Source organism: Terriglobia bacterium, from assembly GCA_020072785.1.
Lineage (GTDB): Bacteria > Acidobacteriota > Terriglobia > Acidiferrales > UBA7541 > Acidiferrum.
The window spans coordinates 148685-170664 of the sequence record JAIQGG010000002.1; the positions used below are offsets into that span (position 1 = coordinate 148685).

Genomic DNA, 21980 nt, shown 5'->3' on the forward strand with positions numbered 1-21980 from the left:
TTTGAAGACAGCCGGCGGCACGCGTTCCGCACCAGATCAGGTTTTGCGGAATCAGAGCGTCCGCCAATGCACCATGTTGCCATCTCACCTATCGCGAAGCACGGAACCCGCATCGGCCGCCGGCGGGCCGCTGGCCTATTGGCGGGTGGAGGGCTGTCTGCTCGAGCTGGGCGCGCTGCGTCCGGTCGGCTACGTTACCTGGAACGCGCAGAGCTTCTCCGAGCGCTGGGCCCGTCGCGCGGGCATGGCCGCCATGGCCCTGCTGCGCCCGCTGGTCTTTGCCGCCAGCCGCCAATGGGCCACGCGCTTTCTCTATATGCTGCTGCGCGGCGTCAGCCGCGACCGCCTGGACTCCCTCGGCGAAGAGTATTTTCAGTACGTGCTGAAGCCGCAGTTGCGCCAGGCCGCCGCCGCGGAACTTACCGAGGCCGTGCGCCGCGGGGAGCGCATCGCGCTGGTCAGCCAGGGCCTGGACCATATCATCCGCCCGCTGGCTCGGCATTTCGGCGTCGCTTGGCTCATCGCCAACCGCCTCGAATTCCGCGACGGCCACGCCACCGGCCGGCTCCTCGATCCGCTGGTCCTGCCGCGCGGCCCGCTCACCTGGCTCTCCAGCGGCTCGGCGAACGGCCGCATCGAGAAAGCGGCGTTGCTGCGCCAGCTCGGCGGCACCGGTGCCCCGGACTCGGCCGATGCCGCGTTGCAACCCGCGGCGCGCCCGAGCCCCAACGTGCAGCGCCCCGTCGTGCTCTTTGGCGCCGCCCCGCGCGTCCCGGAGCTGCGCGTGCGCGAGATGCTCGCCGGCAAGCACGTCCTGCTTATCGGCGTCACCGGCTTCATCGGCAAGGTCTGGCTGGTCAATCTCCTGGAAGACATCCCGCAGATCGGCAAGATCACCCTGCTGATCCGCCGCAACCGCACCACCACTGCGCGGCGGCGCTTCGAAAAAATCGTGGAAGAGTCGCCGACCTTCGACACCCTCCAGGAACGCCATGGGCGCGGCCTGGCCGCCTTCCTGCAGCAGAAAGTGGAAGTGGTCGAAGGCGACGTCAGCGTCTCCGGGCTGGGCCTGGATGAATCCACGCGCGCGCGCCTTGGGAAATCGCTCGATCTCGTCGTCAACAGCGCCGGCCTCACCGATTTCAATCCCGACCTGCGCGACGCCCTCTCCTCTAACGTGGATTCCGCCGCGCACCTGCTCGAGTTCCTGCGCCAGTGCGATCACGCCGGGCTGATGCATCTCTCCACCTGCTACGTCATTGGCGCGCGCGACGGCCGCGTCACCGAGGAACTCCAGGAAAACTACAATCCCGCGCACGACCCCGCATTTGACGCCGAGCGCGAGATCGCCTCCCTGCGCGAAACCATCCGCTGCGTCGAGGAGCGCGCCGAAAGCCCGGAACTTACCGCCGCGCTGCGCCGCCAGGCCCTCGGCCGCGGCGGCGACCCCGCGGACGTGCCGCAAGGCAAACTGGACGGCGTGCTCAAACGCAACCGCATCCGCTGGGCGCGCAACCGCCTCACCCGCGTGGGCCTGCGCCGCGCCAGGCATCTCGGCTGGCCCAACACCTACACCTTCACCAAGAGTCTCGGCGAATCGCTTCTCGCGCGCCACGGGCGCGGCCTGGCCATCGCCGTCGTGCGCCCCTCCATCGTGGAGAGCTCCACGCGCTCGCCCTTCACCGGGTGGAACGAGGGCATCAACACTTCCGGCCCGCTCTCCTATCTGCTGGGCACCAACTTCCGCCAGCTCCCCTCCAACGAGCACAAGTGCCTCGACGTCATTCCCGTGGACATGGTCTGCCGCGGCATGACGCTCATCGCCGCCGCCGTCGTCAGCCGCTGCAACGCGCGCCTCTACCAGTTGGCCACCTCCGCCGTGAGTCCCTGCGACATGGGCCGCTCCATCGAATTAACCGCTCTGGCGCACCGCAAGCACTACCGCACCCAGCCGGGCATGGAGCACTGGTTCAAGCGCAAGTTCGAAACCATCCCGGTCTCCAAGCTGCGCTACGAGCGCCTCTCCATCCCCATGCAGAAGGCGGTCGTCTCCCGCATCAACCGCCTCGCCGACTCCCTGGGCATGAAAAAGCCCCCGCTGGCCCGCCAGGAGCGCGACCTTATCCGCGCCGAAAAGCTGATCGAGCTCTACGAGCCGTTCATTCTCCACAACGAGCACGTTTTCGAGGCCGAGAACGCCCGCCTGCTCTCCGCCGTCCTTTCCCCGGAAGAACGCGAGCTCTTCGCGTTCGCTCCGGAAAACATTGACTGGTGGGACTACTGGATTAACATCCACATTCCGGCGCTGCGGCGCTGGTGCTATCCGCTCATGGAAGGGAGACCGCTCGAGGCGCGCGCCCCGCGGGAGCTCGACTGGCCGGGCGAAGCGGTGGGGGCGGCCGCGCCCGCCTCCGCGCCGCACTCCGATCCACTATGGCGATCTTCGTAACCGGCTCTACAGGCTATCTCGGCAGCTACATCGTTGCCGGGCTCTTCACCGGGCATCGCGAGCCCCTCAATCTCCTGGTGCGCGCCAAAACGCAGCAGGAGGCGCGCGAGCGCCTCTGGCAGTCGTTGCAGCTGCACTTCGCTTTTCCCGAATTCCAGGAGCACCTGCGCGGCCGCGTGCGCATCTTCCTCGGCGATCTCACCAGCGAACGCTTCGGCCTGAGCGGCGACGACTACCACGAGCTCGTGGACTCCACCGATTCGCTCATCCATTGCGCCGCCTCGCTCAACCGCAAATCGGAAAAGCAGTGCCTCAACGTCAATCTTCGCGGCTCGCTGGAGGTCATCCAGCTCGCCCGCCGCGCTCAGGATCGCCACGGCCTGCGCCGCTACAGTCACGTCAGCACCGTGGCCGTCGCTGGGCGCCGCCAGAACGAAGTCGTCCAGGAAGACGCCTCCATTGACTGGGCCCGCTCCGACTATGATCCCTACGCGCGCACCAAGAAATTCTGCGAGCACATGGTCGCCCAGCTGCTCCCCGACGTGCCGCGCACCATCTTCCGCCCGGCCATCGTCCTCGGCGACAGCCGCCGTCCGGAAACCACGCAGTTCGACATGGTGCGCGCCTTCTCCGTCCTCGCTAGCCTTCCCGTGCTGCCGCTCCGCCCCGATGACCGGATCGACATTGTGCCCGCGGACTACGTCGGCAAGGCCATCGTCGCTATTCATCAGAAGGACCAGGCCGCGCACCGCATCTACCATCTGTCCTCCGGGACCGGCTCGCAGACCTGCCGCGAGCTCACCGACGCCCTGGCGCAGGCCGGCGGATGGCGCCGCCCGCTCTACTGGCCGGGACTCGGCGGGCCGTTTTCCTCCACCGTGAACTGGCTGGCGCGGCGCGGCGGTTCCCTGGGCCGCGGCGCGGCGCTGCTCCAGGTCTTCTGGCCGTATCTGGTGTGGAACACGGTCTTCGACAATTCCCGCGTCGTCGCCGAACTGGGCGAGGCCCCTGCGAAATTTTCCGCCTACGCCTATCCGCTCCTGAAATTCAGCCGCGAAAACCACTTCCGCTATCCGGCGCAGCCCTGGCCTGCCAGCGCCGCGGCCGATGCCGCCGCCAAAGGAGCGGCGGGGAGCGCCGCCGTATGACCGATTTTCTCCTCGTTGCCTGGGTCAGCGCGCTGATCGAGATCACGCGCATCGGCTGGGTGTGCGGACTCGGCCGCCGCTGGACCCCCGGGGAAAAACTCAAGCTGCTCTTTGCCGGCTACAACGGCACGCGCAACACCGGCGCCGACGTCCGCGTGGAGGAGATGCTGCGCCAGGTGCGCCACGTACTTGGTGCCGAGCACGTGGACTTCAGCGTCATGACCCAGAACTTCAAGCGCACGCGCGGTTATTTCGCGGGCACTCGCCAGGCGCATCTCCCCGACGTCTACCCGCCGTTTCTCTTCCGCGAGGTGCGCGCCAATCACGGAGTCATCGCCTGCGAAGGCTCGATGTTCAAGAGCAAGTTCGCCAACGCCCTCACCACCATGATGATCGGCTCCCTAGGCATCGCCTCCGCCGAGAACAAGCTTTCCGTGGGCTACGGCGCCGAAGCCGGCCACATGGATTCGCTCCTCGAGCGCATGTGCGCGCGCTACGTCCGCGATTCGCTGATCATCACTCGCAATCCCGAATCGCAGACCCTTCTCAGCCGCCTGGGCGTTCCCACCGAGCTCGGTACGGACACCGCCTGGACTTTCGAACCGCACCCGCCCGAATACGGCCGTCAGGCTCTCCGCGCAGCCGGCTGGGACGAGAAGACTCCGGTCCTCGTCCTGTGTCCCATCCACCCCTTCTGGTGGCCGGTGAAGGCTTCCATCGCCAAGTATCTGGCGCGCGTCACCACCGGCGCTTTCCAGGATAGCCAGTACCGCACCGTTTATTTCCACGAGTCCGGCGCCGCCGTGGACGCCAAGTACCGCCACTACATCTCCGCCTTCGCCCGTGCCACCGCGGCCTTCCGCGAGCGCCACAACGTTTTTCCCGTGCTGGTGGCCATGGAGCGGCTTGACGCCCGCGCCTGCCGCGACGTCGCCGCGCTGCTTCCCGGCACTCCGGTGCTCACCTCGGACGACTACGATATGTTCCAGCTCGTCAGCATCCTGCGCCAGTGCGCGCTGATGGTCTCCTCGCGCTATCACGGCATCGTCACCTCCATGCCCGGGCTGGTCGCCTCTGCCGGCGTCACCATGGACGAGCGCATCCACAATCTCATGACCGAGCGCGGCCACCAGCACCTCCTCCTCACCGTGGATGACCCGGAGCTCGAGCCCAAGCTGCTGGCCGTCCTCGAGCGCCTGCATGCGGAGCAGGAGGCCGTGCGCGAGGGCATTGCGCGCACCGTCGTGCGCAACCTCAAGGTCATGGCGCGCATGGGCGTCTTCCTCGAGGATGCCGTCCGCCGCCAGTACCCCGAATTTCCGCTGCGCAGCGGCGTTCTCCGCTGGGAAGACTATCTCCCGCCGCTCAGCCCGAATCTGCGCGCGCTCGCCGCGCGCTACGAATCCGCTCCGGAGCTTGCGCGCGCCGCGCAATCCTGATTCCCATGGCCAATTTTCTCGAAAACATCTTTGCGCAGCTCCAGCAGGCCGCGGACCGCGTGGTCCTGCAGGAGCTGCAAGCTGGAGGCATGGCTAGCGTGCGCGGTAGGGAACTTCTCGACCAGGTCCGCCACGCCCGCGCCTTTTTGCGCCGGGCTGGCCTCCAGCCCGGCGACTGCTGCGCCCTGCTCGGCCCCAACTCCATCCGTTGGATCGCACTGGACCTGGCGCTGATGGCCGAAGGCCTCGTGGTCATCCCGCTTTATGCGCGCCAGGCTCCCGCCGAGCTCGCCGCCATGCTCCAGGACGCCCAGCCGCGCTTCCTCTTCTGCAGCGACGCGCCGCTCGGGGAGAGCATCGCCGATCTGTGGCCGCCCAGTGGACCGCTCAGTGGACCACAAATTCCGCCGCGCGTGCTCTTCGAGGAGGTCTTGTGCGGGGACGCCGCCGGCGCGGCTGCAGCCATCCCCGATGCGCCCGTGGCTTTGCAGGATTCCGCGCTCCTGACCATCATCTACACCTCCGGCACCTCGGGCGAGGCCAAGGGCGTGTGCCTGAATCTGGGTAACGTCAATCACATGCTCGGCTGCACCACCGCGCGGCTGAACCAGCTTATGGTTTCGGCATCCCGTCCCGACCGGGTCTTCCACTATTTGCCCTTCAATTTTGCCGGCTCGTGGATACTGCTCCTCTCTTGCCTCGCGCGCGAGAGCCAGCTCACGCTCTCCACGGACCTCGCGCGCCTCGCGGACGACATGCGCCTCGCCGCCCCGGACTATTTCCTGAACGTGCCCACGCTGCTCGAGCGCGTGCGCCGTGGCGTCGAGGAGGCCATCGCCAGGCGCAGCAAGCCCATCCGCATGCTGTTTGCCCGGGCGCGCACCGCCTGGCAGCGCCAACACGCCGGACGCGGGCAGGCCTTCGACGGCGTGTGGTTCGATCTCGGCCGCATGCTCCTCTTTTCCAAAATCCGCGCGCGCTTCGGCCCCCACCTGCGCGCCATCATCTGCGGCTCCGCGCCCCTGGCCCCAGAGACCCAGCAGTTCTTCCACATGTTGGGCATCCCCGTCCTGCAGGTCTACGGACTCACGGAAACCACGGCCATCTGCACCATGGACGATCCACGCCAGCCTCCCGAGCCCGGTTTCGTGGGTCCGGCCATCCCGGGGATCGAGATGAAGATCGGGGAACACGAGGAGATCCTCGTGCGCGGCCCGCACATCTTCCCCGGTTACTGGAAGCGCCCGGAAGAGACGGCCCGCGTGCTGCAGGACGGGTGGTTCCACACCGGCGACCAGGGTGAGGTCAACGTGCGCGGCAACTGGCGCATCGTCGGCCGCCTCAAAAACCTCATCATTCTCAATTCCGGCCACAATATCGCTCCCGAGCCCATCGAGGAGAAGCTGCAGCAGCTTCTCCCCGCCGCGCAGCAGGTGGTCCTGGTGGGCAACGGCCGTGGTTACCTGGGTGTGCTGGTCAGCGGCGCCGTGAAAGAATCCGCCGTCCAGGCCGCGCTCGGCGCCGTCAATCCGGGTTTGCCCCATTACCGCCAGCTGCGCGGCTTCCGCGTCCTCGGCGAAGCTTTTACCCCGGAAAATGGCTTGCTCACGGCCAACGGCAAGCTCCGCCGCGACGCCATCAACTCCCGCTTCGCTTCCGAAATCAATGCCATGTACGATGTCACGGCTGACCGCGAAGCGGTCGGCAAGCAAGGTGGCCGCGAAGCGGCCAACAAGCAGGGTGACCGCAAAGCGGTCAACAGGAAGCCGGCATGAAATCCTTTACGGGCAAAACGCTGCGCTGGGAATGGCGCGAGGGCATCCTCGAACTGACGCTCGACCGCGAGCCCGCCAACGAGATCGGCTCGGAGATGCTCTCGGAACTGGAGAAATTTGCCGCCGCGCTCGAAGCGCTCTCTTCCGAAACCAGCGCGTGCATTATCTCCAGCGCGCGCAAGCACGGCTTTTCCGCGGGCGCCGACCTGCGCGAGCTGTATCATGCCGCCGCTCCGCTTGCCGAAAAAGAGCGCCTGGCAGGCGTGCGCGATTTCCTCGAGCGCATCCACAAGGTTCTGAACGCCCTGGATGCCGCTCCGCTCGTGACCATCGCCGCGGTACACGGCGTCTGCTTCGGCGGGGGCCTCGAGCTGGCCCTGGCCTGCGACCTCATCGTTGCCGACAAGATGGCCCGTTTCGCCTTTCCCGAGCTGCGCCTCGGCCTGATCCCCGGCTTCGGCGGCATCCCCCGCCTCAAGCGCGACTTGGGCAACGCTTTCGTCCGCGATCTCCTGCTTACCGGCCGCAGCGTGAATGCCGCGCGCGCCCAGGCCGTGGGCCTCGTTGCGCAGCTCGCCGCCGAGGGCGAAGCGCTCCGCCTGGCGCGCTCCACCGCCGCGCAGGTCGCCAAGTTCGACGCCGGCGCGCGCATCGCCGCCAAGAAATTCATCAAGCCCATCCCCAGCGAAGAGCTGCGCCGTGAAATCGATATCTTCTGTGAACTATTCATGCGCCCCGCAGTCATGGCCGGCCTCAAAAAATTCGTCGCGTCCACCGACGCCATGCCCTACCTGCCCTGATCTCCGCCGCCCGCCACTTTACTGTTTGGGGCCCTGCTTGCCGCAAACCCCCGCGAACGTGGCATGGTTAGTAGTAACCCGGCCGCGACATTGCACTGTACGGACAAGCATCCCCGGGAATCCCGGGACGCAAATCGCTCCCTTGTCCGCAGCAGGAAGGAGCCTTCATGCGCCGTACCGTTCTTCGAGGAATCGCCGCGTTTCTCGTTTGCTTCTGCGGCGCGCACGCGGCTTCCGCGCAGCTCCCCGTGGCCTCCTTTCCTGCCCCCGCGCCGCAGTATGAAATCCGCGTCGAAAAGAGCGTACGCGTGCCCATGCGCGACTCCGTGCTCCTCTCCACCGATCTCTATTTCCCGGTGACCGCGAACCCTGTTGACCGCTTCGCGGTCACAAAGATAAAGGATCGCTTCCCCGTCATCCTCATTCGCACTCCCTACGACAAAAACGCGGAATGGAACGTCGCCAACGCCCGGCGCTTTGCCGGGCAGGGCTACGTCGTCGCCGTGCAGGACGTGCGCGGGAAATATGAATCCGGAGGCAGTTTCACCGTTTCCGCCGCGGACACCGAGGACGGCACGGCTACTGTCGAGTGGCTGGCCGAACAGCCCTGGTCCTCCGGGAAGATCGGCACCACGGGCTGCTCCTATTCCGGCGAAAACCAGGTGGAGATGGCCAAGAACCGCAGCGTGCACCATCTGGCGATGATCCCCCAGGCCGCCAGCGGCGCCCTGCAGTATTTCGGCGCGCGGCGCGGCGGCGCCTTCGAGCTGGCGGCGAGCGCGGACTGGTTTCTCTCGAACGGCGTAAAGGAGCGGCCGCGGGCAGCGCCCGGGGCGTCCCCTCCGGCCGGATTCACTCCGCCGAAAGTAGACTGGCCCGTGCTCTGGCGGAGCCTGCCGCTGAAGGGCCTGATGAGCCGCGCGGAAATGCCCGCGACAGACTGGGACGACTTCGTCGCGCACCCCGAGGGCGATCCCTGGTGGCGCACCCTCGGCTACGTCACCAGCGCGGACAAGTTCGATGTGCCCGCCCTGTTCGTGGATTCCTGGTACGACTACGGCGCGGGCGACACCTTCCGCCTCCTGGACCTGCTGCAGAAAAACAGCGAGAGCCAGCTCGCCCGCGACAATCAGTTCGTCGTCATCGCACCCACCACGCACTGCCGCTACGAGCAGGCCACGGAGCATACCGTGGTGGGTACGCGCGATCTCGGCGACGCGCGCTTCGATCTTTTCGGTCTCTATCTCGCCTGGTTCGACCACTGGCTCAAGGGCGCGGACAACGGCGTCCAGAAAATGCCCAAGGTGCAGCTCTTCGTCATGGGCAAGAATGAGTGGCGCGGCGAAAACGAGTGGCCTCTGGCCCGCACCCAGTTCATGCAGGTCTACCTGAGCAGCGAGGGGCATGCCAACAGCCGCTTTGGCGACGGCGTTCTTTCCCTCGACCGCCCCGCGGAGGAAACTCCCGACCACTATGTCTACGATCCGCGCTCGCCCGTGCCCTCCACCGGTGGACCGGACTGGGGCGCAGCCCTGGGCGACCTGAAATCCGGCGCCGTGGATCAGTCCGACGTCGAGATGCGCCAGGATGTCCTCGTTTACACCACGCCGCTCCTCGAAAAGGGCGCCGAAGTGACCGGCCCGGTCGAGGTCGTCCTCTACGTCAGCTCGGACGCTCCGGACACGGACTTCACCGCCAAGCTCGTGGACGTCTATCCCGACGGCACCGCCTACAACGTGCAGGAAGGCATCCAGCGCGCGCGCTACCGCGAGGGCTACGACAAGCCGGCGTTCCTGAAGCCCGGCGAAACCTACGAGCTGCACATCAACCTCAACGCCACCAGCAATTACTTCGGCCCCGGCCACCGCATCCGCCTGGAAATCTCTTCCAGCAACTTTCCGCGCTTCGACCGCAACCTCAACACCGGCGGCGCCAACTTTGACGGAGCGGTCTGGCATGTGGCCCGCAACACCGTTTACCACTCCGGCTCCCACGTCTCCTATATCCTCCTGCCGGTCATCCCCTGATGTGGCCCTGGCTGGGCCGCTGCACAGGCGGATTTTCCCCGCCACTTTCGCTTTTCCATCTCCCGCGGGGATGATAAATTCATTGCTATGCGTACACTGGAGCAGACCACGCAGGAAGTCCTCGCCCTGGCGGCTCAGCATTTCCACGTGCCCCTCGAGACGCTGGCGCCGAACGACGACTTCTTCAAGAAGCTGGGCATTGACAGCCTGCAGGCCCTCGAGCTGCTCACCCGCCTCGAAAACCATTTCGGCATCGAGCTCCCCGACTACGAAGTGCAGGGCGTCAGCGATTTCCGCACCCTCGCTGACCGCATCCAGGCCCGCCTGTAATGCTGGACCTCACCAAGTATGAGTCGCTCGGCGCGGCTCTGCACGATGCCCTCGGCCGTTTTGCCGGGGAAGTCTGTCTGATCGAGGCGGACCGCGAGAAAGAGAAAGAGCGGCTCACCTACCGTGATTTCCAGCAGTGTGCGTTCCCGCTCGCCCGGGCCCTGCAGGACGCTGGTTTTGCCGCCGCCGCTCGCGCCTCGATTATCATGACCAATCAGTCTAAGTGGCTGATTTCCGCTGCGGCCATCTTCTTCCGCGGCGGCGTCCTGGTGCCCCTTGATTACAAGCTCACCCCCGCCGAGCACTGGCAGCTGCTGAAGCACTCCGGCGCCACGGTGCTGATCACCGAATACCCCATCTGGCGGCAGCTCTCCGCCGCGCCCGGCCGCGCCGAGTGCGCCGTGCGCACGATCCTCGTCAGCGAAGCACCGCCGAACGCGGACCTCGCCGGTGCGCAGCGCTGGGAGGAGTTCCGCGGCGCGGGCGAACCGGAGTTTCTCCTGCGCCAGCGCAGCGATGCGGCCTGCATCGTCTATTCCTCTGGCACGGGCGGGCAGCCCAAGGGCTGCGTGATGACCCACGAGAACTATCTCGCGCAGTGCGTCGCGCTCACCGCGCTCTATCCCTTCTGGCCCGGCGTGCGCTACCTGAGCATTCTCCCCACCAACCACGCCATCGACTTCATGGTCGGCTTCATCGGCCCTTTCACCTGCGGCGCCGCTGTCGTGCACCTGCGCACCCTCCGCCCCGAATACGTCCGCGAGGCTTTCCCGAAGTACAAAATCACCTATGTCAGCCTGGTGCCGCTGGTCCTGAAGAATCTGCAGAAGGGCCTGCAGGCGCGCTTTGCCGCGCTGCCACCGCTCAAGCGCCGGGTGCTCAACGCCATGATCGCCCTGAACAAGCTGCTTACGCGGGATCATCCGCGCCTCGCCCTCAGCCGCCTGCTGCTCAAGCAGGTGCATGCGGCGTTCGGCGGCGAGCTCCGCGCCATCATCGTTGGCGGCGCGTTCACCGAGCCGCAGACGTTGCAGTTCTTCTATGACCTGGGCATTCCCGTGGCCAACGGTTACGGCCTCACCGAGGCCTGCACGGCCATCACCGTGAACGACCTCCGGCCGTTCCGCGCAGACACCGTGGGCAAGCCGCTCCCCGGCATGGAAGTGCGCATCGTCAAGCCGGACGCCGAAGGCATCGGGGAAGTGGCCGTGCGCGGCCGCACCGTCATGTCCGGCTACCTCAACGAGCCGGAGCTGACGGCCGAAACCATCGTGGACGGCTGGTTGATGACCGGCGACCTCGGGCGGCTCGACGCCACCGGCCACCTGCAGCTTTTCGGCCGCAAGAAAAACATGATCGTCACCGAGGAAGGGAAGAACATCTACCCCGAGGACATCGAGAACGTCTTCGAGGGCCTCCCGGTCAGGGAGTTCTGTGTCTTTGCCGCCAACTACATCTGGCCGCGGCGCTCCCTGAGCGGCGAGCAGCTCGTCCTGGTGCTGCATCTCGAGCCCGGGCAGTCCTTCTCCCCCGAGCTGCAGTCCGAAATCAATGCCCGCAACAGCCGCCTGCTCAATTACAAGCGCATCCACGGCGTGGTATTGTGGGCCGAGGATTTTCCCCGTACGGCCTCGTTGAAGATCAAACGCAATCTTCTCGCCGAGCGGATCGCGCAGCTGGACCGCGACGCCGCCATGCAGCCCCTGTGAGGAGTTTGCCGGCGCTTCGCGAAGGAACTGTGAAGGAACACTTTTTCGCCATCGTGAATCCCGCCGCCGGCGGCGGCCGCTCGGCCAAGCTGGCCGGCCCGGCGCTCGCGCGCCTGCGCGATGCCGGCGTGCGCGTGGACGTCATCGCTTCGACCGGACCCGGGCATGCCATCGAGCTGGCCCACGAGGGCTACCGGCAGGGCTACCGCCAGTTCCTGGCGGTGGGCGGCGACGGCACGGCCCACGAAATCGTCAACGGCATCTTTGCCGCGGACCCTGCTCCCGACCGCGTAGCGCTGGCTTTCCTCCCGCTCGGCACGGGCAACTCCTTTCTCCGCGATTTCTCCGAAAACGGCGCGGAGGCCGCCATGCAGGCGCTCCTCGCGGGCCGCACGCGCCGCTGCGATCTTCTCCGCCTCACGCACGCCACGGGCACGCTCTATTCCATCAATCTTCTGAGCGTGGGGTTCACCGCGGACGTGGGTGCGCTCGCCAACCGCCGCTTCAAGCGCCTCGGCGAGTTGGGCTATCTGCTCGGCGTCTTCGTGCGCGTCCTGCAGTTGCGCCGCCGCGCTTTCCCTTTGCGCTGCGACGCCGGCACCGAGTGGGACACGCGCCGCTGCCTGTTTCTCGCCTTCTGCAACAGCAAATTCACCGGCGGCACGATGCTCATCGCTCCCCAGGCCGACCCCACCGACGGCCTCATCGAGTACGTGCGCTGGGGGCCCATCGGCCGCTTCGGGCTGGTGCGCATGCTTCCCCGCCTCTATGACGGCACGCACATCCAGCACCCGCTGGCCTCGCGCCGCGCCGTGCGCCGCGTGGAATTCAATCTTCCCGCGCCCGTGGACGTTCTCGTGGACGGCGAAGTTTTCACCCTCGACTGCCATTCTCTGGATATTCTTCCCGCCGCCGTGGACGTTTACATATGAGAAGCGCGTGGCCGGCCGTGCGCAGCGTGCTGTTGTGGCTGGTCAGCGGGCTGCATTTTTTCACCTTCGTTCCGGTCCTCATCCTGCTGGCCGCGGTGCTCGACCCGCGCAAGCATGACTGGCTGCAGCGCGGCCTCTGCCGCCGCATCGTCTTTCTGGCCGGCGCGAAACTTGTCGTGCACCGCGCCCCCGGCTTCGATCCCCAGCGCACCTCCTTCTTCATGGTCAATCACGTCAACCTCTTCGATCCCTTCGTGCTGTATAGCGCGCTGCCGCAATTCGTCCGCGGCTGGGAGCTGGAGTCGCATTTCAAGATTCCCGTGTATGGCTGGCTGATGAAGCGCTTCGGCAACGTTCCCGTGCCGGACGTGCGCCGCCCCTCCGACCTCAAGCGCATGTGGCGGCTCACGCAGGCGGCCATTGACGGCGGCACCAGCCTCATCGTCTTCCCGGAGGCCAAGCGCACCCGTGACGGCCGCCTCAGCGAATTTCAGGTCGGCGGTTTCCGCGTCGTGCAGCAGCTCGGCGTACCCGTCGTTCCCGTCACCGTGGTCGGCTCGTTCGAACACCATCGCACCGGCGACTGGATGCTCCGCCCCGCCACCATCACCGTCTACATTCACGACACCATTGAGACCACAGGCCTCACCAAGGACGATGTTCCCGCGCTGCGCGACCGCGTCCGCGCGGTCATCGCCGCCCCGCTGGAGGAATGGTTGAAAAAAACGAGAGGGTAGGGGCGGGCCTTCGGTTGCCCGTTTCAGCGATTGCCGCTCAGAGGCTCAGCTTGATCCCGGGCAGGGTGCGCCCGGCGCGCGTTTCCTGCCACGTGAAGACGATCCGGTGGATCACCGTGATCGTCGACACCACTGCAATTACCCACAGCACCGGCCCCATGCGGTTGAACATCCCCCCGATGATCAGCAGCACCAGCCGCTCCGGCCGCTCCATGAAGCCCGCCTTGCACAGCGGGATCAGCGATTCCGCGCGCGCCCGCGCGTAGCTCACCATCACCGAACCCGCCGTTGCCACTGCCGCCAGCGCCACGTAGGGCGTCCGCCCGCTCACCGAATAATAGACCAGCAGCCCCATGTACAGCGCCATGTCCGCGTAGCGGTCCAGCGTCGAGTCGTAGAACGCCCCGAAGGCCGTCACCCGGTTCTGCCGCCGCGCCACCTGCCCGTCCAGCATGTCCAGGAAGCCCGCGAAGAAAATGATGATCGCCCCGGTGCGAAAGCGCCCCGTGGCGAACATCGCCGCCGCTCCGAAATTCACCACCAGCCCGAGGAAGGTCAGGAAGTTGGGGTTGATCCCGGTCGCCGCCAGCGCCCCCACAATCTTGTCGAGCAGCCATTTGCTGCCGGTGCCGATCGCTCCTGTGAACGTAGCCATGCCTGTGCGCCCATCACCCCGCTTCGCGCGGTCGTTTCTGTTTCTGCGGCATCCTACACTAGCCCGCCGCCGCTCCGCAAACGCGCTGGTCCTCCGGTGCCATGTGCGGGAGTCGTTTGCCGCCTTTTTGCTTGACCCGTATCGCCCTGCGGCATAGAGTTTCGGACGCCTTTGCGAGGGTACTGAAATGCAATCTGTATTCGCACGCCGCCGCTTCCTCGCCCAGGGGCTGAGGGGCATCCCGGCGGCTTGGCTCGCTCTCCACTGGCCGGAAATCGCTTCCGCCGCACAGCACGGCCACGAAGCTGTCCGTTCCTCCGCCCCGCCGAAATTTGAGGTTTTCTCTGCCGAAGACGCCGTGGAAATTGCAGCCGCGGCCGCGCGCATCATTCCCACCGACGACCTGCCGGGCGCGCGCGAAGCCGGAGTTGCTTACTTCATCGACCGCGCCCTGAAGACCTTTGCCGCCGATTCCCTCAAGACCTACCAAAAGGGGCTCCCGGAAATGCAGGCCAAGGTCCGCGCCATGCTTCCCGGCACAGAAAAATTCTCCGCAGCCACACCGGAGCAGCAGGATGCGGTCCTGCACGCCATGGAAGATCAGACTCATCAAGGCTGGGGACCCTTTGATCCGGGATCCGCCGAGCCCTCCTTTCTGGCTGTGCTGCGCGTTCACACCATCGCCGGTTTTCTGGCCAATCCTTTGCGCGGCGGCAACCCCGGCGGGGTAGGCTGGCGCTTCATCGGCCGCGAAGACGAGCACTCCTTTGACCCGCCCTTCGGCTATTACGACAAGGATTATCCCGGCTGGCAGCCGGTTACCCGGGAGACAGAAAAGAAATGAAGCCTGTCCAGCCGCTTTACAAGACCTCGGACGAGGTGGATTTCGTCATCATCGGCTCCGGCGCCGCGGGTGGGGTCATGGCCAAAGAGCTTGCCGCCAACGGTTTTCGCGTCGTGGTCCTCGAACAAGGGCCCTATCGGACCGAAGCGGACTTCTCCCACGATGAAATAGAAGTTCTCAACGAACACGCGCTGACCAACGACTGGAAGTCCCAGCCCAACACGTTCCGCAAGACCCCCGGGGAGCAAGCCAAGCAGCAGCCCGCGGTCATCTATGGCCGCTGCGTCGGTGGCAGCAGCGTCCATTTCACCGCCAATTTCTGGCGCTTCCACGAAATCGACTTCATCGAGCGCAGCAAGCTCGGCGCCATCCCCGGCACCGGCTTTGCCGACTGGCCCATTACCTACGCCGACCTCGAGCCCTACTACACCAAGGTCGAATGGGAGATCGGGGTTTCCGGCCTCGCCGGCGCCAGCCCCTTCGATCCCCCGCGCTCCAAGCCCTATCCCATGCCGCCCCTGCCGGTGAAATCCTCCGGCGTGATCTTCGAGCGGGCCGCCCGCAAGCTCGGCTGGAATCCGTTTCCCGCGCCGATGGCCATCCTTTCCCAGCCGCGCGCCGGCCGCAGCGCCTGCATTCATTGTGGCTCGTGCGAATTCTTCGGCTGCGAGGTCGGGGCGAAGTCCACCTCCTTGTCCAGCGTAATCCCCATGGCCCTGAAGACCGGCCGCTGCGAGATTCGCCCCAATTGCTATGTGCACCGCATCGAGACCAATGCCGCCGGGCGCGTCACCGGCGCCGTCTATTTCGATTCCCAGCGCCATGCCCATCTGCAGCGCGCCAGGACCGTCATCGTCTGTGCCAACGGAGCGGAAACCCCGCGTTTACTTCTTCTCTCCGCCAGCAAACAGTTTCCCAACGGCCTGGCCAACTCCAGCGGCCTGGTCGGCAAATACCTCATGCTCAATGGCGGATCCTTCGCGCTCGGCGTTTTCGAACACCCTCTCAACGACTACAAGGGTTTTGCCGTCAGCCGCGTCCTCCATGATTTTTACGAGCTGGACACGCGGAAGCTCGGCTTTTACGGAGGAGGCGGTCTGGATGCCCGGTTTGATCTTCCGCCCATCTCCTTCGCCCTGGCTGCTCTTCCTCCTGGAACGCCGCCGTGGGGCAAGGGCTTCAAGGACGTCCTGCGGGACTCCTACACCCGGACCATGCAGGTCATGGGACACAGCACTTCGCTCCCGGTTGAGTCCAACAGCTTTTCACTCGACCCCGGCCTGAAGGACGCCTGGGGGCTTCCCGCGCTGCGCATGACCTACAAGGATCATCCCGACGATCTCCAGACCATGCACTGGATCAATGACCGCGCGCTCGAATTGCTGGAGGCCGCCGGGGCCCGCAAGAAGTGGCACTTCCCGATCGAGGAAAGCGAGATCGCCGTTCATCTGCTGGGCACCTGCCGTATGGGCAAGGACCCGAAATCTTCGGTGATCAATCCCGATCACCGCACCCACGACGTGCCCAATCTTTTCCTCTGCGATGGCAGCAGCCTGGTCACCTCCGGCCGCGGCCAGCCCACTATGACCATCCAGGCGCTGGCCTATCGCGCCGCCGACCGCATCACCGCCCTCGCCAAACGCGGCGCGCTCTAGCGCCGAAGCGCGACACGGTACCGCAGTTATCGGCTGGCGATATGGCGTTCAGATGACCAACCATTGCATTTATCATTCCAGTCTTCACTGCCCTCTCAGCTCATCGATCCACTTCTCGAGAGACATCTGATTCTTCGCTTCGATGGTGGTGAAGATCACCCCCATGCCGGCATTTGCCCGAGTATTCGCTACCCGGCCCAAAGCCACGAAGACGACACCCTTGTGCAGGATTCTGACTCGGACTCTTGTTCCTACCTTCCAGGGTTTTAACGTGTTCACGCTGCAGCCAAACAGGCTTAGGTCTCTGGTTTGCCCTTGCGTCTCAGCTTCTGATTGCAGGTCAATCAGCTCAATTCTGGCGGCGAAGGGGTATCGGCGTGCGCGGTGTCGTCCGGATTGCATTTGGAATCTCCGTCTAAGAGTTCGCAAAGCTGTGATACGTGTGCAGTCTCAATCGCACACGGAAATTCTCGAAGGCCCCGCCCGTCGCAATGGTTTCACCTCCACGGCCGGGAAAAACATATTCCAAAAGTTTGTTTGCGGATCTACGAATTCGAATGCCACATTCGTCTTGCCGTCACGGCCCCGCCGAATGGAGACGACTTTGCACTCCGCTTCCCGCTGATTATTTTCGTTGATCAACTGGAACGTCTGCCCGACAACCACTGTGGCATCGAGCGACAGCAACCCGCCATGGCCACTCACAGAGAGAGAACGCGTCTTGACACTGAATTTCTCGCTCGTCTCTGTGTGGCCGGAGACTACCAACCTGATAGGAAGTGTCACTCGCGCGGTACGGCGGCGTTCTACGCTACGGAAGTGAAGGATTGGCATGGCGGCTGAATCCTCTCTCCGGAATTGCCGGACCCTGTCCTAGGTCTTTCCCCTGCGGACCGGCTTTAGCGTCAAGGCACGTACGAACAGGCAGCCAAAATGGGCACAGGAAGTAGTTGACGCAGGGAGCTCGAACCATGTCCACATCAGTCACATCATATGAGCTAATTTCCACAAAAAGAATAGGTTGGCGGTACCAAAGAGCTGGCAAGCAAGGTAGTACTCTCGGCCCAGCACTTTTCCTGGTATCTCTTCTGAAAAACATTCCGCTTATTCCTTCAGAGGTACCTGCAGATAGAAGGGGTTATCATCAGCGATCTCAAGATGAGACCCTTCGCCTCGATTCTCCGCGCTTGGGTGGAGGTGCGCATCCTGAGCGCAGCGAACGGAACTACCGCCGAAAAGCAGGGTGCTAACGAGGGGTAAGGTGGCCTGGGTGGACTTGCTTATCCTGAGCATGCGAAGGGAAGCACTGAAAACGCGAAAGGAAGGAATGGTGGGCCTGGGTGGACTTGAACCACCGACCTCGCCCTTATCAGGGGCGCGCTCTAGCCACCTGAGCTACAGGCCCACTCCAACAACAACTCAAAAATTCTAGCACGCCCGGGCGGTTTCTGCATCCCCGGCTGCTTGCCCGCCCGTTTCTACTGCACAAACCCCACGTTGGGCACCGGCGTGCCTCCCTCCGGCGCCTCTTTGATGGTGCCAAACTGCGCCTCATAGCGCGCGATGTTCTCCCCCAGCGCCCGGTGGATGCGCTTGGCGTGCGCCGGGCTGACGATCATGCTCGCCAGCAGCTTGCCCTGCGCGCCGTTGGGGAAAATGTAGATGTAGTTGAGCGTGAACTCCTCCACGTTGTGGTGGATCATCACCAGGTTGCTGTATTGCCCCTGCAGCTCTTTTTCGTCCGCCTTGATTTGTACCTGCCTCTGTTCTTCCATCGTCGCCCTCTCCCGGAATATCCCCACGAAAGTATCATACCCGCGCCGCTTCCGCTGCCGGGCCCTCGCGAAGGGAGCCGCAGAGGCTGGCAAAATGCACAAAGGGGTCTGCGGGGCCATTGACACGGCCCGGCATTAAGTATAGTTTCATTTATAGATTTAGCGTGGTTAACTTAGGCCCGGCTCCTTTCGGCTATGACACCCACGGTTCCTCCCGAACTCGACGCCTTAACCCCCGCCGGCGGAGCCCCCGCTCCCGCAGCGGAGCCCCCCAGGGCCCCTGTACCGTCGCTCCCCGAGGTCTACCGCACCGTGCCCTTCGCCCACGGCGCCTCCTGGCTGCGCAAGATGCTGGCTTTCGCCGGACCGGGCTACCTGGTCGCCGTCGGCTACATGGACCCCGGCAACTGGGCCACGGATATCGGCGCCGGCTCCAAATTCGGCTATACCCTGCTCAGCGTCGTCCTCCTCAGCAACTGCATGGCCATGCTCCTGCAGGGGCTGGCCGCCAAGCTCGGCATTGTCACCGGTCGCGACCTCGCCCAGTCCTGCCGCAGCCAGTATTCGCGCCGCATCAACTTCGTGCTCTGGGTGCTTTGCGAAGTCGCCATCGCCGCCTGCGACCTTGCCGAAGTCCTGGGCTCCGCCGTGGCGCTGAAGCTGCTCTTCGGCCTGCCGCTTCTCGCCGGCGTCTTCCTCACCGGCTTGGATGTGCTCCTGGTGCTGGCCATGCAGAACCGCGGCTTCCGCCTGATCGAGATCTTTGTCGTTACCCTCACGGCCACCATCGCCGGCTGCTTCGCCTATGAAATCTTCTTCGCCCGTCCCCTGTGGCTGGAAGCCGCCCACGGCTACATCCCGCAACTGGAGATCCTGCGCAATCGCGAGATGCTTTATCTGGCCATCGGCATCCTCGGCGCCACGGTCATGCCCCACAATCTCTATCTCCACTCCAGCATCGTGCAGACCCGCGCCTTTGGCGCCTCCGTCCCGGAAAAACGCGAGGCCGTGCGCTACGCCATCTTCGACTCCACCGCCGCCCTCTTCGTCGCCCTGTTCATCAACGCCGCCATCCTGGTCCTCGGCGCCGCCGCCTTTCACTCCCGCGGCATGACCCAGGTGGCGGAGATCGGCGACGCTTACAAACTATTGACCCCGGTCCTCGGCGCCAGCCTGGCCAGCACTCTTTTCGCCTTGGCCCTGCTCGCCTCCGGGCAGAATTCCACGCTCACCGGCACGCTCGCCGGTCAGATCGTCATGGAAGGCTTCCTCAACCTGCGCCTCAAGCCCTGGCTGCGCCGCCTCATCACCCGCTCCCTGGCCATCGTGCCCGCGGCCATCGTCATCGGCATTGCCGGGGAGGGGAAGGCCACGGCCTTGCTCATCTTCAGTCAGGTGGTTCTCAGTTTTCAGCTGCCCTTCGCCGTCATCCCGCTCATCCGCTTTACCAACGACCCCGCCCGCATGGGCGAATTCGCCAACTCCCGTTGGACCGCGGCCTGTGCCTGGGTCGTCGCCATCGCCATCGTCGGCTTCAACGCCGAGCTCCTCTGGCTCACCTTCCACTCCTGAGCTTCCCGCCCTGCTGCGGATGTGCGAAAATTTCTCCGCCTATGGATCCGAATCGCCGAAGAAGTCTCCGCCTGCGCAAATTCCTTCTGGCCTGCATCTTCGCCGCGATCGCCATCGCCATCGTCTTTGCCGCCCTGCAGAAGAGCGACTGGAACGTCCCCGAGGAAGCCAAACAGCGGAAAAATCCGCTCCCGCCCTCCGCGGCCGCGCTGCAGGCGGCGGCCACGACCTACCGCGACAAATGCGCGCAGTGTCACGGCCCGACGGGCAAGGGCGACGGCCCCGAGGGCAAGAGGCACGATCCCCCGCCCGCCAGCTTCACCGATGCCCCGCGCATGAACGCCGTCAGCGACGGCGAGCTTTTCTTCAAGATCAGCAAGGGGCGCAGGCCGATGCCTTCCTTTCGTAGCCGATTGACCGAGGAACAGCGCTGGCAGCTGGTCCTCCTCATCCGTAGCTTCGCCCGGAAATCCTCCGCGCCGGAAACGCCGCCCGCCTCCGAAGCGCAGCCTGCTTTGGGAAAGCAGCCCGCCCCCGAGAGCCGTCCCGTCGCAACCAGCCCGCGCTAAAACACTGCGCTTAGAAGCCAGGCGCAAAAGGCAGGCATTGTCATCCTGAGTCCCGGTGTTTTTTACCGGGACGACCGATCGCGGATTCCGACCTTGTCGGAAAGATTCCGGCTCCTGCCGGAAAGGATCTCAACGTCAGCGCTTGCAACCACCGCATGCTTTTTCGCCGGTCTTTTGCAGGGCGCGCCTGTATCGCAGCGCACCGCGCCAGGGAAGGTTGGCATGCTCCCCGAATCCATCGAGAAGGAAAAGAAGATCGGCCGCCTGCAGCGCGAAAATTTCCGCCGCGCCTTCCGGGGCGGCGCCAGGATGGCCTTCGGCACCGACGGCGGCGTCTACCCGCACGGCGACAATGCCAAGCAGTTCGCCAAAATGGTCGAGTGGGGCATGCAACCCCTCGACGCCATCCAGGCCGCCACCGTCAACGCCGCCGACCTCCTCGGCCTGGCCGATAAGATCGGTTCCCTCGAAAAAGGACGCTACGCCGACCTCATCGCCGTCTCCGGTGATCCCCTCGCCGACGTGCGCGTCCTCGAATCCGTCAAATTCGTCATGAAGGGCGGCTCCGTCGTCCGCAACGACCTCGCCGCCCGCTAAGCGACCCAGTCCCGGGTAGCGCCGGCGTCCCGCCGGTTCTTTTCCCCGGCGCGTTTGCCGCGGAGCATCCCCAAAATGGAAACGGCCCTGAATCCCGCGATTCAGGGCCGTCCCATTTTTCTTTCCGTACCTCTGTGTCTCGGTGTCTCTGTGGCTAATCTTTCTCTTACTTCACCTGCGCCAGCGCCGCCGCCACTTCCTTGATGTCCGGCACGGAGGGGATGTCGTAGTTCTTGAACCACGCCACCTTGCCCGCCTTGTCAATGATCACGATCGCCCGCCCCGTGATCCCCTTTTCCGCCAGGTACACGCCGTACTTCTCGGCCATCGCCCCGCGCGGCTGGAAATCCGCCAGCAGCGAATATTTGATCCCCATCTTTTCCGCGTAGGCCTTGTGCGACCATACGCTGTCCACGCTCACGCCCAGCACTTCCGCGTCCAGCTTCTCGAAATCCTTCATGTCGTTCACGAAGCAGGCGTGCTCGTTCGTGCACACCGGGCTCCAGTCCAGCGGGTAAAACACCAGGACGACCTTCTTCTTCCCGGCAAATTCCGAAAGCTTCACTTCTTTCTGGCTCTGATCCTTTAACACGAAATCCGGTGCCGCCTGTCCGACTGCGATAGCCATGTCTCTTCCTCCGTTTGCGAAGTCGCCCTACGATGATAGCGAAACCCGCCCGGCGCCACAAACCCTTCGCGCGCTTCGTTCTTCCCGATTTCCGATCTTTTCTTCCTCTTCTCCGCGCTTTTGGTTCTTGCCTCTTTTCTTCTCTCCCTCCCAGCAGTACACTCCGCCGCAGGAGGCCGTGCAGCAAGCTGTGCGGTCGCCCGGAAGAATGTTCGCTGTGCGGTCGCGCATTATTATGAGTTCACCAGCCACTCGCCGTGCCCCGTCCCCCGCTCCGCAGCCACGCGCGACGTCCCCTGTCGCGCAGCCGCTCCAGGCGTCGGCCGCTGTGCGGTCCCC

The 21980-nt window shown here is 64.9% G+C and carries 20 protein-coding genes and 1 tRNA gene; 15 read left to right on the forward strand and 6 right to left on the reverse strand.

The genetic code is table 11. From position 1 onward, the window contains the following. Positions 1 to 73 precede the first annotated feature (73 nt). The 10 genes from LAN61_03935 (at position 74) to LAN61_03980 (ending at position 13346) form a co-directional block, all read left to right on the forward strand. The gene (locus LAN61_03935) at positions 74 to 2449 is read left to right on the forward strand and encodes an SDR family oxidoreductase (protein MBZ5539654.1); all 2376 of its coding nucleotides are present in this window, start codon (positions 74 to 76) and stop codon (positions 2447 to 2449) included. Next, a complete protein-coding gene (locus tag LAN61_03940) occupies positions 2434 to 3597 on the forward strand; it encodes an SDR family oxidoreductase (protein MBZ5539655.1) in 1164 nt (387 codons plus the stop codon). Before LAN61_03935 ends, LAN61_03940 begins: the two co-directional genes overlap by 16 nt. Continuing rightward, positions 3594 to 5036, forward strand: coding sequence for a polysaccharide pyruvyl transferase family protein (locus LAN61_03945; protein MBZ5539656.1), 1443 nt, complete (start codon positions 3594 to 3596; stop codon positions 5034 to 5036). The genes LAN61_03940 and LAN61_03945 overlap by 4 nt, the downstream gene beginning before the upstream one ends. A 5-nt stretch (positions 5037 to 5041) precedes the next feature. Then, a complete protein-coding gene (locus tag LAN61_03950) occupies positions 5042 to 6811 on the forward strand; it encodes an AMP-binding protein (protein ID MBZ5539657.1) in 1770 nt (589 codons plus the stop codon). Continuing rightward, positions 6808 to 7611 carry an enoyl-CoA hydratase/isomerase family protein gene (locus LAN61_03955; GenBank protein MBZ5539658.1) on the forward strand — a complete coding sequence of 268 codons (804 nt, stop codon included), beginning with the start codon at positions 6808 to 6810 and terminating at the stop codon, positions 7609 to 7611. The genes LAN61_03950 and LAN61_03955 overlap by 4 nt, the downstream gene beginning before the upstream one ends. Before the next feature lie 167 nt (positions 7612 to 7778). Beyond that, positions 7779 to 9638 carry a CocE/NonD family hydrolase gene (locus tag LAN61_03960; GenBank protein ID MBZ5539659.1) on the forward strand — a complete coding sequence of 620 codons (1860 nt, stop codon included), beginning with the start codon at positions 7779 to 7781 and terminating at the stop codon, positions 9636 to 9638. Positions 9639 to 9725: 87 nt separating this feature from the next. After that, positions 9726 to 9968, forward strand: coding sequence for an acyl carrier protein (locus tag LAN61_03965; GenBank protein ID MBZ5539660.1), 243 nt, complete (start codon positions 9726 to 9728; stop codon positions 9966 to 9968). Next, positions 9968 to 11677, forward strand: a complete 1710-nt coding sequence (locus LAN61_03970) for an AMP-binding protein (protein MBZ5539661.1) — start codon at positions 9968 to 9970, stop codon at positions 11675 to 11677. The genes LAN61_03965 and LAN61_03970 overlap by 1 nt, the downstream gene beginning before the upstream one ends. Positions 11678 to 11706: 29 nt before the next feature. After that, the gene (locus LAN61_03975) at positions 11707 to 12609 is read left to right on the forward strand and encodes a diacylglycerol kinase family lipid kinase (GenBank protein ID MBZ5539662.1); all 903 of its coding nucleotides are present in this window, start codon (positions 11707 to 11709) and stop codon (positions 12607 to 12609) included. Continuing rightward, complete coding sequence (locus LAN61_03980) at positions 12606 to 13346, forward strand: 1-acyl-sn-glycerol-3-phosphate acyltransferase (GenBank protein MBZ5539663.1); 741 nt, start codon at positions 12606 to 12608, stop codon at positions 13344 to 13346. The genes LAN61_03975 and LAN61_03980 overlap by 4 nt, the downstream gene beginning before the upstream one ends. 37 nt (positions 13347 to 13383) lie before the next feature. Here the strand turns inward: LAN61_03980 and LAN61_03985 are convergent, their stop codons facing one another. Then, positions 13384 to 14001 (reverse strand): CDP-alcohol phosphatidyltransferase family protein, encoded by a 618-nt coding sequence (locus LAN61_03985; protein MBZ5539664.1) that lies wholly within the window; start codon positions 13999 to 14001, stop codon positions 13384 to 13386. A gap of 187 nt (positions 14002 to 14188) precedes the next feature. On the opposite strand from LAN61_03985, the gene LAN61_03990 reads away from it, so the two are divergent. After that, a complete protein-coding gene (locus LAN61_03990) occupies positions 14189 to 14845 on the forward strand; it encodes a gluconate 2-dehydrogenase subunit 3 family protein (GenBank protein ID MBZ5539665.1) in 657 nt (218 codons plus the stop codon). Next, entirely contained in the window at positions 14842 to 16500 is a 1659-nt protein-coding gene (locus tag LAN61_03995; GenBank protein MBZ5539666.1) for a GMC family oxidoreductase, read from the forward strand. Before LAN61_03990 ends, LAN61_03995 begins: the two co-directional genes overlap by 4 nt. A gap of 84 nt (positions 16501 to 16584) precedes the next feature. On the opposite strand, the gene LAN61_04000 is transcribed toward LAN61_03995, so the two are convergent. The 4 genes from LAN61_04000 to LAN61_04015 form a co-directional block, all read right to left on the reverse strand. Further along, entirely contained in the window at positions 16585 to 16902 is a 318-nt protein-coding gene (locus LAN61_04000; GenBank protein MBZ5539667.1) for a PilZ domain-containing protein, read from the reverse strand. A 48-nt stretch (positions 16903 to 16950) separates the two neighbouring features. Further along, positions 16951 to 17334 (reverse strand): PilZ domain-containing protein, encoded by a 384-nt coding sequence (locus LAN61_04005; GenBank protein MBZ5539668.1) that lies wholly within the window; start codon positions 17332 to 17334, stop codon positions 16951 to 16953. A gap of 494 nt (positions 17335 to 17828) precedes the next feature. Further along, positions 17829 to 17905 (reverse strand) — tRNA-Ile (locus LAN61_04010). Positions 17906 to 17978: 73 nt separating this feature from the next. Further along, positions 17979 to 18275, reverse strand: a complete 297-nt coding sequence (locus tag LAN61_04015) for a DUF3467 domain-containing protein (protein ID MBZ5539669.1) — start codon at positions 18273 to 18275, stop codon at positions 17979 to 17981. A 195-nt stretch (positions 18276 to 18470) separates the two neighbouring features. Here LAN61_04015 and LAN61_04020 point away from each other — a divergent pair, with 195 nt between their 5' ends. The 3 genes from LAN61_04020 (at position 18471) to LAN61_04030 (ending at position 21013) form a co-directional block, all read left to right on the forward strand. After that, positions 18471 to 19847: an Nramp family divalent metal transporter gene (locus tag LAN61_04020; protein MBZ5539670.1), complete on the forward strand. Its 1377-nt coding sequence runs from the start codon at positions 18471 to 18473 to the stop codon at positions 19845 to 19847. Between the two features lie 41 nt (positions 19848 to 19888). After that, positions 19889 to 20416 (forward strand): c-type cytochrome, encoded by a 528-nt coding sequence (locus LAN61_04025; GenBank protein ID MBZ5539671.1) that lies wholly within the window; start codon positions 19889 to 19891, stop codon positions 20414 to 20416. A gap of 222 nt (positions 20417 to 20638) precedes the next feature. Next, on the forward strand, positions 20639 to 21013 hold the full coding sequence (locus tag LAN61_04030) for an amidohydrolase family protein (protein MBZ5539672.1): 375 nt from the start codon (positions 20639 to 20641) through the stop codon (positions 21011 to 21013). Positions 21014 to 21179: 166 nt separating this feature from the next. On the opposite strand, the gene LAN61_04035 is transcribed toward LAN61_04030, so the two are convergent. Next, positions 21180 to 21641 carry a peroxiredoxin gene (locus LAN61_04035; protein MBZ5539673.1) on the reverse strand — a complete coding sequence of 154 codons (462 nt, stop codon included), beginning with the start codon at positions 21639 to 21641 and terminating at the stop codon, positions 21180 to 21182. Positions 21642 to 21980: the final 339 nt, after the last annotated feature.